Source organism: Rhizobium sp. BK650, from assembly GCF_014195325.1.
GTDB lineage: Bacteria > Pseudomonadota > Alphaproteobacteria > Rhizobiales > Rhizobiaceae > Rhizobium.
The window spans coordinates 134165-149412 of record NZ_JACIBK010000005.1 but is presented as its reverse complement, the minus strand read 5'-3'; the positions used below and the strand labels follow the sequence as shown (position 1 = coordinate 149412).

Sequence of the window (15248 nt, the reverse complement as noted above, 5' to 3'; positions counted from 1 at the left end):
GACCGCCGCTACACTTTGATACGGTTTGGCCGATTTTAGAAACATCCGGGATACCTCGAGCCGTCAAAAACCACTCCGTCACCAGATGTCGCAGACAGCGATAGGAAAACAAGGAGTGCTCTCATGACGACGATTGAAAAGGTTCTCTATACCGGCAAGACCCATACGACGGGCGGCCGCGACGGCGCCGCACGCAGCAGCGATGCGCAGCTCGACGTCAAGCTCTCGCCTCCGGGCAGCCCCCATGACGGCACCAATCCCGAACAACTCTTTGCAGCCGGCTGGTCTGCCTGCTTCATCGGTGCGATGGGCCTGGCTGCCGGTAAGCGCAAGCTGAGGCTTCCCGCCGATACGGCTGTTGATGCCGAAGTCGACCTCGGCATGACCGGCGACGCATATTTCCTGCAGGCCCGTCTCAACATCAGCCTGCCTGGCCTGGAGCCGGAGGTCGCCCGCGCGCTGGTCGAGGAAGCCCACCAGACCTGCCCGTATTCGAAGGCTACCCGCGGCAACATCAATGTCGAACTGAACCTTGTCTAACATTCCGGATACGGCTGGGCGCAGCCTGGCTGCGCTCACGGAGGTTTCGATGAAGAGGATCATCATCTGCATTTTGGGAGCGGCCGTCTTTGCAGCGCCCTGCATTTACGACGTCTTCTCTACGGAGCCGTCGGCTCTCCAAGGGTTGCTTGCTGCGACCTTGACCGTGCCCGGATCTCCGTAACAGATCTTGGCCTGATACTGTGGAAGACAACAAACAAAGACACCCGCCGATGGACGGGTGCCTTTGTTTCTATGTGGTTTTTCTGGTGTGCCTTGGCTTTGCTGTCACTGTTCGTTTGTTCGTTCTCTCAAGCTCATTGTGAGTGCCGTTTTTACTTAGACAATGCACATAGATTTGTTTTCGCGCCTCTGCGCCGCTTGTTTTTCTCTGCGGAATCTCGCCTGGGGGCTTGGAAGGTCAAGCGCCTGCGCGCTGCTCGCGCACTGATGTGTGATAGCCACTTCCCTAACGAGAGCCGCCGCCGGCCTTGCGAGCGCGGCTGCTGAACTAGCTACGATGGCAGTTTGTACCGGCCATGCGAAAGACCTGCGTGGGCCTGCGGCGTTCGAGTTGTAGCTGGGGGCGGGGGAGGGAGGCGCTTGCGCCGCGGCGTCTGGAGTCATCTCCGGCGCGGCCGGTAGCGCGGTGGAACATCGCAACGATTGCGGCTGCCTGAAACAGACCTGACTTCATCTCAGTTTATTGTGATGGGATCCTTGCAGCCTATCTGCCGCAATCGATGTCCCTGTAGAGCAGGTATTCGGCTTCGCCGAACCGGATCCCCGAATTGTCGAAGCAGAAGCGCTCGGGCACGATCCTGAAAAGGTACCGCTTCCCGCATGCCGCCGGAACATCAACCGAATATGACCGAGCCATGTGGGAAGGCACGGGATCCGTCCATTTTTTATGCCCCGCGAAGGAAACGTCCTTCAGGAGTGTCGCCGATCCCGAGTGGCCGACGCCTCCTGCCGCCGCGACGAAGTCCGTTCCCTTCGCCTCGTCAGGTGTTGGATATTCCTGAGGCTTTGGTGAGCCTCCGCCCGGCGGCATGTTCGTCTGCCTGAAGGCCACGTTGAAGCGGACGTCGTCGCGCTCCGGGACGTCGCCGTAAGCGTTCAGGTACTTCCAAGATACGCGCAGCTTCTTCGCTTGAGTCTCGTCGGCGGTGGGGTCGGAGAGCACCTGCGCAGAAAAGTCGTTTGGCACGAAGGTGTCGCCTCCGCTCCCCGGCGCCGGACAGGCGGTGAAAAGCGGCCTGTATCCACACTCGCTTCCGCCAACGCCCCAGGCACACCGGCTGAGACGCGACCAGTCGTCATCGTCGAGCTTTCGGGAGTTCTCTGACAGGTTGCCTCCGTGATCTGGCGTCATCCACGGACTGATCCTGCCTGCACCCGACGCTGAGGCCCATTCGGTCTTGTGGTTGTTTATAAGACCAAGGGCGACGTTCTGTGCGAACAGGACCGAGTTTAGCGGAACCGTTGGGTTCTGGACGAACGGCTTTCGGCCAACGGCGTCGGCGGCGAGGCGTCGGCCAGACTCCAACGTCGTTAGGCTGTGGCAGCCCGAGCATGAATGGTCCTTAATCATAAACGCCCTTGCCTCGGCCAGCGTGCCGCCATGGGCGTCCGTGAACCCTGATCCAACCACGCGGAACGGCGCGTCCGGCCTAGCTATGCGGCCAGGAAGGAAATTGCCGAGCCCGAACGCTGCCCGTTGATCGTTCCTGCCCCCGAAATATCCCACGCGCGCTTGCTGCATGTGGGGATCAACGACGGCGGGCTTCTTATTGTCATGGCAGAGCGCGCAATTGACCGCGAAGCCGCCGTCATAGAGATCCTCCGCCGCGCGCCGCCCCGTGTCGTCACTATAAGAGCTTCCACCCGGGGGCGGGAAGCGCTCCGTCCAGTCGAAGACGGAACGGTCCTTCCTGCCATCGAGAAACGCGATCTCACCCGTCAGGTCGTTGAATCCGATGGCGCTGTAGCGAGAGAACCGCGGATCCGTCGCCGTCCAGTAGGGATCCGATTTGATTTCCGGGCTTTCGGTCGACTTGCGGCAGAGGAACAGCCACTGCACGTGATTGCGCCTGACGAGTCCGATCCGCGAGTTCATCGCGCAAAAGGTAACGCCTCCCGCAAGCGACGGCTTGTCGCATCGATTGATTTCGGTTGTCCATTTCACAAGCCGACCGTTGATGTCACGGTGGGCGAACTCCAGCGGAGAACCTGTCTTGGAGGGGTTTGGCTCAAGCTCAACGACATTGCCTTCGACCTCTAGGCCGAGCTGCCTGGATGCGGGTCCCGTGCAGACGCCGTCCGGCATGGGGCCGAACACCGATCTCGCCTCGTCACCGAACTTCGTCACTGGATCGGTGCTCGCTGTCGCCGGAGCCCACAGCACTTCACCGTTCCAACGGAGAAGGAGCTCGTACAGCGACGTCGGGCGCGCCACTTCAGCGGCTTCTGCCGAGCGGTCGAAGGTCAGTACTGGCTGAACGCGATATCCCGCAGGCGGATCCCTGTCGCCTGGCATCAGCGTCGTAGCCCACAGTCCGGCGGCCAATGCAAAGGCACCTGATGAAATTGCGAGGTGGACAACGTGCCTCACTAAAGCTTCTCCCGGTTATTCACCGGGTCTCCGGTTTCCGTCAACGCGCGCTAGCGACGATCCCGGCCTGGTCCGGGGCGACCCTGAGCGCCTTGAACTTCAACAGGTCATCAGCCTTGTCTCTCGAGACGGTCGCGTAAATGTTAGCCATGTAGTCGACGTGCGCTGTGGTCACCCCCAGAACCTGAAGGAAGATGACGGTGGAGATCGCGACCTCGAAGTCGCCGGTGGCCTTGTCCTTCCCGATCAGTATGCCGCCGAAAGTGCGGCGCGCGCGCGCGTCCGCATTCTGGAGATTTTGAAAGTCCCCTTGGAACTGAGCCGCGAGTTCTTTCGGTGTCAACGACTTAATTGCGTCCTTATTCTTCATCTCGCAGAAGTGATAGCGGCCATCCGACAGAAATAGATCTGGAAGCGTCACGAAATCGCGGTTGTCCATCACCCACGCGTACTCGGCGATCAGATCCTGCACTTCGCCCCGCTCTTCAGGAGTGGGCTTCGCGTAAGTCCCATCTCTGAATTTCTTCCATGTCAGCTCGCCGACGCCCGGACATTCGCCGGCGGCGAATGCAGATGAGGCTGCCAACGCGGCGAAAAGCGCCGCGACGCCGAGAAGCTTGCACATTTTCATCTTGATCCCCTCCGTGCTGCCCACCGAGGATCGGACCCGCCCTACGCACGCATTACCGACGGACCGCACCAGACGTTCTCGCAGCGCTGCAATGCTCGTGACTCGCACCATGCGAACACGCGAAGATTAAAATCGAGTTTATTGAATGACCTCGGGTGGTATATTAGCTTAAACCTAAGAAATGCGCAAGTTGAGGTCTGGCTCGATACAACTGGGTAACGCGGCAATGAGCGACGTCACGAGATGGTTGGCTGAGATCGGACTTCAACATCTCGCGGATATATTCGCCGATGCGCAAATCGACTTTGAGACGCTCGCGCTGCTATCCGATCAGGACCTGCGCGAACTGGGCATCCCCGTGGGGCCGAGACGAAAGCTGCTCGCCGCGATAGCGGCGTTGGCGCTGCCCGCCTCCAGCTATCGGAAACCGGTGGAGCGCAGGCAGCTCACAATTCTCATAGGCGACATGATCGGTTCGACCGAATACGCATTAAGCCTGGATCCAGAAGACTACAGCCAACTCACGCAAACTTTTCTCTCGAGATGCAGCGCGCTTGCGCGCTCGCATGATGGCTTCGTGGCAAACTACGTCGGCGACGCGCTACAGGTCCTGTTCGGCTATCCGGGAGCGGAGGAGAACGATGCCGAGCGCGCAGTCAACCTTGCATTCGACATTGTTGCAGCGGTGCCGCAGATCGAGACGCTCGACGGGTCACGGCTGGGGGTGCGGATCGGCATTGCGAGCGGCCTCGTTGTCGTCGGCGACATCGAGGGCGCTCCGGCCGGCGTTTCTACGGTCGCCTTCGGCCATGTCCCAAATCTCGCGCACCGGCTCCAGGCGATGGCCGACCAAAATTGCATCCTCGTCGACGACAATACCTACCTGGCGACGTCGGGGGCGTTCGAATATCTCGATCTTGGCGGCAGGATCGCGAAAGGATTTGCCGATCCCGTTCACGTCCGCCGTCCCCTCAGGCCGATAGCCAGGGCGTACCGTTTTACGGGCGAGCTCCGAACTACGCCGCTCGTGGGCAGGCGAAGCGAGCTGCACGCGATCGGGGCCCTCTGGGACGCGGTGAAAGCGGAAAGCAGTGGGCGCGCCGCGCTGATCAGCGGCGAGCCCGGCATCGGCAAGTCCCGGCTACTCTTCGAAGTCAGGCGCAACTTTCCGGACGCGAAGGCGCTCGTCGCGCAATGCTCTCCCGCCTTCGCCGACAGCGCCCTCTACCCGTTCCTGAGACTGCTCAAGCAGGAAGCCGGCATTTCGGCGGATGAGCCGTCGCTATCGGCCTCAGAGCGACTGCGGTCGGTTCTGTCGGTCAGCACAGTGCCGACGTCGGACTCCTATCCGATTTTCGCACGGCTGCTCGCGATCGACCAGGACTGCGAGCCGTCAGCACTCGCGTCGATACAGCAGGAGACCGCGATAAGGCGGGTGTTCTCGGATTGGCTGCGGGAAATAACGAGCGCAGGACCTTTGATGCTGTTTGTCGAGGACGAGCAATGGATCGACCCGTCGTCCAGCAAGCTCCTCCAGATGCTCCTGGATGACATTGCAGAGTTTCCAGTGCTCCTTCTCGTGACCTCGCGCGATAGCCGGACTCGATCCTTGTCCGATGCTGCCCTCTCCACGCACTTCGCCCTCAAACGGTTCTCCCGAGAGGAGGCGGGCGAGCTCGTGCAGAATGTTGTCGAGGCGGGTCACCTGTCTAATAGCGTCGTCTCCATGCTCCTCATCAAGGCCGAAGGTGTGCCGCTTTTCTTGGAGGAGCTCGTCCGCTCCGCCCTCATGGTCGACCAAAACACGTCAGGCAAGTCCAAGGCGACGACCGAAAGCCATGTCGATGTTCCCATCTCGCTTCGGTCGGCGCTCATGTCTCGCCTGGACAAGCTCGGCGCTGCAAAGACGGTAGCACAGACGGCGGCGGTGATCGGTCGCGAATTCGACCTGAAGACGCTCGCCCACGTCGTCGGTCTCCCGACTGAGACGCTCCGACCACAGGTAGAACGTTTGGTCGACGTCGGCCTTGTCGCACCGCAACCTTTCAGCGACTGGCCCCGCTACTCCTTCGCGCACAGCCTGCTGCAGGAGGCGGCCCGCGGGGCGCTGCTGAGGGATAGGCGGCGGGAGCTCCATGCCCTCGTCGCCAAGGCCATCGAGGTGGTCGAGCCGAGAACGGTCCTCGAACATCCCGAAGTCCTCGCGCAGCACTACGACGAGGCGACGCTCTTCGAGCGCGCCGCCGACTACTGGTTGACCGCCGGCAGGAAGCTTGGGGCGACGTGGGCTAAGGTGGAAGCCGCAAACATGTTTGCGAAAGGCGTAGAATGTATCCGCCGGATGCCGCCTTCGAGGCTGCGAGACAGCAAGGAACTGACGCTCGAACTCGAGAGGGGCGATGTGCTCTACGCTGCATACGGATACATGACCAAGGACGGCAGCGACGCATATCGGAACGTCATGCGTCTCAGCCAAACGGCCGGCGACCGGGACGGCGTCCTCCAAGCGCTCGACGGTCTCTATGGGACGGCCTTCAACTCAGGCCGTATAGAGGACGCAGAGTGGGCCAGCGATCAGCTCCTGGAGATCGGCCGCCGCGACGACGATATCAAGGCGCTGGTGCTGGGGCTGCAGTTTCGGGGCATGTGCGCATTTGACCGGGGAAGGTTCGCCGAGGCGCGAAGGGCGCTGGAGGAAGCCCTCGAGCACCGGGAGCAAGCGAACAGGATTGGCAGCGACTTCCCGAGCATGGCGATGATCTATCTGTCGTGGACGCTGCACATGCTCGGCGAGGACGAGGAAGCTATGCGCTTCTTCGAGACCGCCGAAGCGGATTCGCGCCGCCAGACCGATTACCGGATTGCTGCGTGCCTCGGCAACGGCTGCATCCTGATGTCGCTGCGGCAGGACGCGCCGGCCCTCCAGCGCCTCGTCGACGAACTCGTACCGCTCGCGACTCGCAACGGCTTCCAGCTTTGGCTCAATATGGCGACTTTCTTTTCGGGATGGATCAAGGCGGCCACCGGCCACGACCCGTCCGGCCTCGCACAGATGCAGCACATCTGCGACAACATGGGCGAACAGGAGGTCGACAAGACTTGTTTTTTAGGTGTCCTCGGGGACAGCTACCTGCGGGTGGGGCGCATTTCGGAAGCGGCTTCGGCTATCGATCAAGCGCTGAAGCTCTCCGAACGGACGGGTGAGCAATATTACAAGGCCGAACTGCTGCGCCTGAATGGAGAGCTGCTGAAGGCGACCGGTCACGCCGCCGACGCCGAGAAAACTTTGCTGAAAGCCATGGAATTCGCAGCCGACCAAGGAGCGAAGGGATGGGAGGCGAGAGCGAAGCAGTCGCTTCACTCGCTCTCATCTGGTCGGCTTCCTGGATAACGAGAAACACAGTCTTGCTACGTAGGTGGTCGCACCCGCGGTGACCGACATTGCGTCCACCCCATGCCGTTCCAGAAATGTGGAGTTGCGGGGAAGTCCTGGGCGGCGCGCTGTCGGGGACACCCAACAGCCCTTCCGGTTTAGTCGCCCGTGAGCCTGAGGATCCGAGGAGTTGCGACCAGAAGCACGGCTAGGAGGCACTGAAGCGCACCCGTTTAACGATCGGTAGTCCCTCCGGGGTCGTGCCGATGATAACATGCGTCGCCCCCGGCGGAAGCTTCCCGTCGGGGGGAAGGACGACCGCCTGGCCTCGCTCAACGAGTGCGCGGACGAAGGCCTTCGAGCTTTCGTCCGTCGGGACGATGGCTTGCGGGTCGGGCTGCTTTTTCGCCAAGCCGCTGACCTCCTGTTTCAATGGCCAAGCCCGTAGGCGCAGAGGCCGCAGTCGAATAGCCGCCGCTGAAGACGCGCACCGCCGTCGACCTTGACCAGCGCGTGCGTCTTGAGACGCCCGCCGTCGCCGAGGCGATATTTCTCGGGAACCACTTCGCCGTAGTCGATACGACCTCGTGTGAAGAGGTCGTCGACGAACGCCATGGCCGCCGCCGATCCGCTCGGAGCGGTGGCGGGGGTCGCGTCGGTGGCGGCGGATGTGACGAGATATTGACGCGGCTGCACCGCTGCCTCGACGAACAGCATGCCGTCAAGGCCGTAGTGAGGCGCGGAGAGCCCTATTGTTGGCAGGCTCTCCAACGCCGGCGTCGCCTTCTGCACCGCGGCGAGCGCCGCGACCTGCGCAACGTCCGGCAGGGAAGCGGCAGAGTGAAGTGATAGGATCCCGCGCCTAACGAAAACACCCTTGATGCACGATGTATAGATCGCGTCCGAGCCTGCTGCGACGACCATGGCAGCTGCCACCTGCGCATACCAGTTCGCGACGACCGATGAACTCTTCACGGCTTCCACCAAGAACCCCGCCAGATCGTTGGCTACGGAAAGGAGTTCCTGCTCGTTCGGCTGCTTGGGTTTGGCCGCCTTGGCGGCGAGAGAGGCTCCGAGGATTTCGAAAAAGGCGCCGGTGAAGAGCCGCGAAAACGAATGCGGCTCCGACGAGAGCTGGACAGCGGGCGCGCGGCTAGGCAGCGTCGCCGGATCCTGATAGGTGAACGAGTTTACGGCGTTACGCAGGCAGTCCGGGTCGACCGAGCCGGGCTCGCTTGCCCGGATGGCGTTTCCAAGCTGCTCAGCCAGACGCGAGAGCCGCGAGTTCTGGTAGAACCTGCCGCCCGTCGCGGTGAGGATCGCGTTCCGAAGCGAAGGAAGCTGGATCGCCGACATAATGGCGCTGATGTCGCCAAACGACTCGTGGAATGCCGCGACTTCCTGGCTTGCAGCGCCCCACAACTCGGGCTTAAAGGCGTCAAGCACAGCGTGTCCCAACTCGTGGCATGCGACGTCGGGACTTTCCCCGGAATAAATCGTGCCTGTCGGGGAGGGCCCGTGGAAGAAGACTAGCGCGGTGCGGTTGTAGTAGGCATTGAGGTCCTCACCGAGATCGAGAATTACCTTGAGGCTCGATCCGGCCTGCCACCTCTTGAGCGGCACGCGCCTTGCCCAGTAATCGGCACCGCGCCGAAGAGCGACGGCTGCAGTCCAGTAGCGGAACTGCGACGTACCGGGCGGGTAGGTGTCCGGCTTTGGGGCTGGGTTCGGGAAAGTAAAGGCGAGTGGTGTCTTGGCGAGATCCGGGGCCGGGGCAGTGAGCGGGACACCCGATTCTGGATCGTCCTCCCACGAGTTGACCGTCAAGGACGCCTGAGGAAACGGCTTATTTTTTTCGGAGGTCTTGGTCTTTCCGGCGGTACTTGCCGGCTTCGTCGGAGCTTTCCTGGATTTTACGAGGGCTTGAACCATGGCGGATATCCTCTCCAAAAGTTACATTCTCGCACCTTATTCAGAATAAAAACCGCAGGTTTTACTGCCCAATATAAGAATAGCAATAATACCATACGCCTCAACAATTTCAACGAGTAATTCCGAAAGAAATACAACGCTCGTTCAGCGCATCCGCTGTGTTGCCAGATAAAATTGAAATCCGTATTTGACCGATAGCAGGCATTGGAATGTCTAGCCTGCGTTCAAACGAAAAGATTAGTTTTATCTGCTAAGACCGTCGTCGCCCATACATATGGCTCTACTAGATACTTTTATTGAGCTTGTGAAATAACGGACTACTTTTTAGCAAGTGCGCCTTATACGGATCCTCCAGCCGGACGCTATTTTTGCGGCGGGCGTGGTCTCAAACTTTACCACGTGAATTCAACATAGAACCAATTGTTGATGATCGCGCAATAGGGTCGGGGCATCCAGCACCGATGGCCTGTATTTCACAATGACGTTCTCACCTATTTTCGCAGCGTAGCATTTCTGACGTTGGCGGACGGCTCCTCGATAAGGCGGGTGGTGAATGGGTGAAAGCGAAAGAGGTTGCCGCGAGGTTTCCTGGTTCGCGCACTCGCGCGATATTCATTAAAGCGGCGCCTACGGCTTCGGCGATGATCCCTGTCGAGCCAAAAATTCTGCTCGGCCTATTTTCTGCAGCTGGAGCCGAAGCGGCGGGGGCCTTTTCCGGCTCGCGGCGCGCCAGTTCGCTCTGGATCGCCATCGCGCATTCGACCGCACCCGTAGCGGAATCGAAAACCGGGGTTTCACTCTCATTCCTGTATTGACAATAATACGGTCGTACGTATTCCATCGATATGGCAAAACACTCGCACCGAAACACAATTCTCGAAGCCGGCCGAAAGGTCATGTTCCGCAAGGGCTATATTGGCGCGGGTGTCCGCGACATCGTCGCCGAAGCGGGCGTACCGCAGGGCTCCTTCACAAACCACTTCCGCTCGAAAGAAGAGTTCGCGCGACAGGTGCTGGATCTCTACTTTCAGGATCTTCAGTGCGCCATCGAGAAGGCATTGGGCGATAGGGGGCTGACGCCCCGCCAGCGCATCGAAAAATACCTCGATATCATCATTGGCCGTCTTGCGGCCGATGGCTTCAGCCGCGGCTGCCTCATCGGCGATCTTAGCCTCGAGGCAGCGCCGCAAAGCGAGCTGCTGCGCACGCGGCTCTCAGAAATTTTTGGCGAATGGAGTGCGCCATTTACGGCTTGTATTGCCGAAGGACAGGCTTCCGGAGAGATCGACGATGCGATCGCTCCACAAGACCTGGCCGAATTCCTCCTTGCTTCATGGGAAGGCGCGATCCTGCGCATGAAAGTGTCGCGGGACGCCCAGCCTCTGGAGCGGTTCAAGAAGATCGTTTTTGCCACCGTGTTCAAGGATCACACTCATGATGCATGATGTCAGTCTGCCGCGCGTACCGGTGCTCGATTCTGAAATGGCCTATCGAGAGGCAGGCAGAGCGGATGGCCCCGTCGCCCTCTTTCTGCATGGCAATCCCACCTCGTCCTATATCTGGCGCAACATCATTCCGCTTGTTGCGGATGTGGCCCATTGCGTTGCTCCCGATCTGGTCGGTTTCGGGCAATCCGGCAAGCCCGACATCGCCTACCGCTTCGAAGACCATGTGCGTTATCTCGATGCTTTCATCGAAAAGATGGGGATCAAGTCCGCCTATCTCGTTGCCCAGGATTGGGGGAGCGGACTTGCCCTCCATCTTGCCGCCCGCCGCCCCGATTTCGTTCGGGGGCTCGCATTCATGGAGTTCATCAGGCCGATACCGACCTGGGAGGAATTCCTGCAGAACAGTGCCGATCGCGAAATCTTCCGCAAATTCCGCACTCCGGGAGAAGGCGAGCGACTCATCCTCGAAGGCAATGTCTTCGTCGAAAGCGTGCTGCCGGGAGCGGTGCATCGAAAGCTTAGCGACGGGGAAATGGCCGTCTATCGCGCGCCGTTCGCGACCCCGGCGTCACGCAGGCCGACCTGGCGCTTCCCAAATGAGCTTCCGATTGCAGGCGAGCCTGCAGATGTCTATGCAACTATCCAAAAGGCGCATGAGGCTTTATCGCTCTCGAATTATCCGAAGCTTCTCTTTGCCGGGGATCCCGGCGCTCTTGTCCCGCCGGCCGTTGCCGAGGACTTTGCAAAGCGTCTTCACAATTGCCGGCTGATCAAGCTGGGAACCGGCCTGCACTATCTGCAGGAGGACCACCCCGAAATCATCGGCGAGACCGTTGCCGAGTTCATCGCCGAGATCGAGGCGGGGAGTGTCGTCGTATAGGCAGTTGGTAATTGCCGCGACCGAAGAACGAAGGCAAGCACCACTTCGTTCTCTTCTCTATCTGGCGACGGCTGATGCTAATGTAGTCTTTTCGCGGGGCGAACGGTGCGTTGTTCGATCCGGCCCGCGACAGAGAAGATCAGCACGTCGACGTCGACATCGATCGTAGACCCGTCCAGGAGCCGGACGACATCGTCAATTCCCGACACCGGTTGACCGCCGATAGCGAGCAGATAATCGCCCTCGCGAAGACCGGCTTTCGCGGCAGGACCGGCGTCTTCGACGCGGCGCAGGCGCACCGTCGTCCGCTGCGGAACGCCGGCCTCGAGGGCAATGCGTCGATGCAGGTCGACCGTATCGGCGGCAATGCCGATATATCCGCGGCGGACTTCGCCAAAACGCAGGATTTCCGAGACGACATGTTTGGCGGTATTTGAGGCGACCGCAAAGGCAATGCTCTGAGCACCCTGGATGACGGCGGTATTGACGCCGATGACCTCGCCGGTCGAAGAGACGAGCGGACCGCCCGAATTGCCGGGATTAAGTGCTGCATCCGTCTGGATGATGTCTTCCATCAGCCGTCCGCTGGCAGCGCGCATCGAGCGTCCGAGTGCGGAAACCACGCCGGCCGTGACAGTCCATTCGAAGCCCAGCGGGTTGCCGATCGCAACAGCGATATGCCCGCGCTTCAACTTCTTGGAGTCGGCAAGCTGAGCCCAGGCGCCGGACCAGTCATTGGCCCGGATCAGGGCAAGGTCGGTGTCTTCATCGCGGCCAAGCACCCGGCCTTCGACGACAGCTCCATCTGGCGTTTTGATGGTGACGGCTCTTGCCTCGCCGACGACATGATTGTTGGTAACGACGAGGCCATCGGGCGAGATGGCAAAGCCGGAGCCGTGCCCCGTCCGTCCGCCGATGCGTTCGATGCGGCTGACCGCCGGGCCGACCATATCGACGGCGCCAGACACCGTTTCGGAATAGGCATCCAGCAGCTCGGTCTCCGACGACGGCTGAATGTTACGATCAATGAATCCCATGAAATCTCCTCCGACGCGTGAAGCGTCGACGTTGAGGAACGGCAGCGACTGCTGATGGCAAAGGGCTGTCAGTTCGACAGGTGAACAATGGAGATATCAGGTGAGGCTTGCGGGCTTATCTTTCAAGAGACGCGACGCAATGCTGCGCGAATGCGATGAGGGCTTTCAGCATGAGATCGCGTATGGTGCCAACAATCCCGGAACCGTTCCATCCGAGTAGACCAGTTTTCCGCGGCAGAAGGTTGCCCTCAGTCGTGGCAGACGACCGCGTTCCGCGATGACAAGATCGGCACGCAGGCCAACGTCGATCGCGCCACGATCTGTAAGCCCGAGCGCCGTCGCTGGGTTGGCGCTGACGAGCGCCACAGATGCCGGCAGCCCGCCCGATCCGGCTTCTGCAAGCGCGATTGCGGCCGGCAGCATGGCGGCGGGGTGGTAGTCGCTCGCGAGAATGTCGAGGACACCGAACTCATAGGCCTGTCGGGCAGAAAGATTTCCCGAATAGGACAGGCCGCGAAGCGCGTTCGGCGCCCCCATTGCCGTTGCCAGTCCGAGCTTGCGAGCTTCCTGCGCCGCCGCCATCGTCACTGGAAATTCGCTGATGCGGGCACCCAGTCCCTCGACGATCGCGACTTTCTCGATGCTGTCATCATCGTGGGAGGCGATGATGACGCCATGATTGCGCGCGGTGGCGGCAATTGCCTCCAGATTGTCGACCGCATCGTTGTTTTTGGCCCGATATTCGATGCGCTCTCGAACGCGACGGGCGGCCTGTTCAAGCGTGATTTTGTTGTTGCGGGCAATCGTCTCGATGTGGCGCTCGACATCGCGATACTGGCCCTGTCCTGGCGTGTGGTCCATCAGCGACACGAGGTCGAGGGCGCCGGCCCGCAGAAGATCTTCGATCACCGCGCGGGCATGGGTGAAGGTGATTTCGAAGCGCGCATGGATCCTGTGGTCGACAAGAAGATCATTTTTGCGGAGATGAATCAGGGTCTCGATAATCGAACGCGAATGCTCTTCCGAGCGGACGTTGCCGTAGCCGGTGTTACCGTGGAAGGAAAGCGCCGCAAAGGCGGTGGTGATGCCATTGCCGGCGAGTTTCTTGTCGAGTTCGAAGAGGCCGAGTTCGAAGGGAAAGCGCACATTCAGCCTCGGTTCGATCTCGCGCTCGATCATGTCTCCATGAATGTCGATAAAACCGGGCAGCAGCAGCCTACCGTCGCCGTTGATGTCGGCGTAGGCCACCGGCTGTTCGCTGATTTCTGCGATTATGCTGTCTTCGATCCTAACTGCGCCGCGAGGGATGACCCTATCGCGCAGCACGACCTCGAAATCACTCAGCCACATTCTCTGCTCCATCGTAGATCCGTCTGGTCTGCCGATGCGACGGCCTTATCTTCTGCCCGCGCATGTGGCCGCCCCGCAGTGTCGGAAGCTCTTAGCCTCCATCCGCGACAATTCGTCCGCAAGTTAGCCTGTTACGCTGCAGCGATGACAAAATGTGTCAGCAAGATTTTCAATCGGCAGAGGCCTTATCAAAAACGAGCGGCTCGACCTGATGGCTGCAAATCAGGGCGATCCGGCCGGTATGGATAGGCTTTTCGCCTGTGTGCGGAATGGGACTTAGACTGCGCACGGGTTCGCAGCCGGCGTCGTAAACCAGCGCGGGCCGTCTTCGGCCATGTAGATATGATCTTCAAGGCGAACGCCGAATGTGCCGGGGAAAACGATCATCGGTTCGTTCGAGAAGCACATGCCCGGTGCCAGGGGAGTGGTGTTGCCGCGCACGATATAGGGCGCCTCGTGGATTTCGAGGCCGAGACCGTGGCCGGCGCGATGTGGTAGGCCGGGCAGGCGGTAGTCCGGGCCGAGGCCGTGCCGTGCAAAACTGTTTCGGGCTGCAGCATCAAGGCTTTCGCAGGGCGCACCGAGTCTTGCCGCATCGAAAACGGCCTGCTGACCCTCGCGCTCGATCGTCCATGCCCGTTCAAATTCGGCGTTGCCCCCGTCCAGCATGTAGGTACGCGTCAGGTCGGAATGGTAGCCATCGAGACGGCAGCCCGTATCGACGAGGATGACATCGCCTGCCTGCAGGATCTGCTCGCCATCGGCGCCATGCGGCAGAGCGGTCGCGCCACCGAAGGACACGATGCAGAAGGTCGAGCCGCCATCGGCGCCGGCCGCCCGATGCTGCTCGTCGATGAAGCGAACCACATCCGAAGCGGCCGTGCCTGATGTCAGCGTGGCGCGAACCTTGCGGTGAATATCCAGCGTGATACCCATCGCATATTGGATCAGCGCGACTTCCGCTGGCGATTTGATGGCGCGCAACGCTCGAATGACAGGTCCAGCGTCGACGAGGCGTGCCGCATCCACTTGCGCGGCAAAGGCATGGTAGAAGGCAAGCGGCAGTGCGTCGTCGATGGCAAGTTTGCCTGTCGGCCCGATCAGTCGCGAGACCAGTGCTGTCGGGCTTTCCTCTTCTTCCCAGATGGCAATCTCACCCGGCAGCCGCGGCAGGGTCTCGACTCGACTGCGTTCGAAACCGGGTACGATATAGGTCAGCCGATCGTCAGTCACGATCGCCCCGAGCAGACGTTCGCTCAGATGCCAGACGAGGCCCGTGAAATAGCGTAAGCTCTCGGTCGGGCCGAGCAGGACAGCCGCGATGCCTTGCGACTGCATACGTTCGCGCAGGCGCGACAGGCGGCCAAGTCGTTCTTCATCTGTGATGGCTGCGACGGGATGGGACCAGGCTTGGAGAGACACGCTCTATATCCGTAGTTCTTT

Annotated in this window: 11 protein-coding genes; 4 read left to right on the top strand and 7 right to left on the bottom strand. The window is 60.6% G+C overall.

Annotated features, from left to right (window positions below; genetic code table 11):
* The first annotated feature begins 123 nt into the window (after positions 1-123).
* Positions 124-540, top strand: coding sequence for an organic hydroperoxide resistance protein (locus FHX15_RS14550; protein ID WP_184398172.1), 417 nt, complete (start codon positions 124-126; stop codon positions 538-540).
* A 727-nt stretch (positions 541-1267) separates the two neighbouring features.
* On the opposite strand, the gene FHX15_RS14545 is transcribed toward FHX15_RS14550, so the two are convergent.
* Together FHX15_RS14545 and FHX15_RS14540 are read right to left on the bottom strand one after the other, a co-directional pair.
* Positions 1268-2998 (bottom strand): hypothetical protein, encoded by a 1731-nt coding sequence (locus FHX15_RS14545; RefSeq protein ID WP_312861828.1) that lies wholly within the window; start codon positions 2996-2998, stop codon positions 1268-1270.
* 196 nt (positions 2999-3194) lie between these two features.
* The gene (locus tag FHX15_RS14540; protein WP_184398171.1) at positions 3195-3785 is read right to left on the bottom strand and encodes a nuclear transport factor 2 family protein; all 591 of its coding nucleotides are present in this window, start codon (positions 3783-3785) and stop codon (positions 3195-3197) included.
* A gap of 226 nt (positions 3786-4011) precedes the next feature.
* Between FHX15_RS14540 and FHX15_RS14535 the strand changes: the two genes are divergently transcribed.
* Positions 4012-7176 carry an AAA family ATPase gene (locus FHX15_RS14535; RefSeq protein WP_184398169.1) on the top strand — a complete coding sequence of 1055 codons (3165 nt, stop codon included), beginning with the start codon at positions 4012-4014 and terminating at the stop codon, positions 7174-7176.
* 190 nt (positions 7177-7366) lie between these two features.
* Here the strand turns inward: FHX15_RS14535 and FHX15_RS14530 are convergent, their stop codons facing one another.
* Positions 7367-7570 carry a hypothetical protein gene (locus FHX15_RS14530; RefSeq protein WP_184398167.1) on the bottom strand — a complete coding sequence of 68 codons (204 nt, stop codon included), beginning with the start codon at positions 7568-7570 and terminating at the stop codon, positions 7367-7369.
* Positions 7571-7587: 17 nt separating this feature from the next.
* Positions 7588-8985 (bottom strand): hypothetical protein, encoded by a 1398-nt coding sequence (locus FHX15_RS14525; protein ID WP_246778960.1) that lies wholly within the window; start codon positions 8983-8985, stop codon positions 7588-7590.
* A 950-nt stretch (positions 8986-9935) separates the two neighbouring features.
* Here FHX15_RS14525 and FHX15_RS14520 point away from each other — a divergent pair.
* A complete protein-coding gene (locus FHX15_RS14520) occupies positions 9936-10535 on the top strand; it encodes a TetR/AcrR family transcriptional regulator (RefSeq protein ID WP_184398163.1) in 600 nt (199 codons plus the stop codon).
* Positions 10525-11418: a haloalkane dehalogenase gene (locus tag FHX15_RS14515; RefSeq protein WP_184398161.1), complete on the top strand. Its 894-nt coding sequence runs from the start codon at positions 10525-10527 to the stop codon at positions 11416-11418. The genes FHX15_RS14520 and FHX15_RS14515 overlap by 11 nt, the downstream gene beginning before the upstream one ends.
* A gap of 77 nt (positions 11419-11495) precedes the next feature.
* On the opposite strand, the gene FHX15_RS14510 is transcribed toward FHX15_RS14515, so the two are convergent.
* The 3 genes from FHX15_RS14510 to FHX15_RS14500 form a co-directional block, all read right to left on the bottom strand.
* The gene (locus FHX15_RS14510) at positions 11496-12455 is read right to left on the bottom strand and encodes a S1C family serine protease (RefSeq protein WP_184398160.1); all 960 of its coding nucleotides are present in this window, start codon (positions 12453-12455) and stop codon (positions 11496-11498) included.
* A gap of 165 nt (positions 12456-12620) precedes the next feature.
* On the bottom strand, positions 12621-13805 hold the full coding sequence (locus FHX15_RS14505; RefSeq protein WP_184398158.1) for an alpha-D-ribose 1-methylphosphonate 5-triphosphate diphosphatase: 1185 nt from the start codon (positions 13803-13805) through the stop codon (positions 12621-12623).
* A gap of 276 nt (positions 13806-14081) precedes the next feature.
* Positions 14082-15227 carry a Xaa-Pro peptidase family protein gene (locus tag FHX15_RS14500; RefSeq protein ID WP_184398156.1) on the bottom strand — a complete coding sequence of 382 codons (1146 nt, stop codon included), beginning with the start codon at positions 15225-15227 and terminating at the stop codon, positions 14082-14084.
* Positions 15228-15248 lie beyond the last annotated feature (21 nt).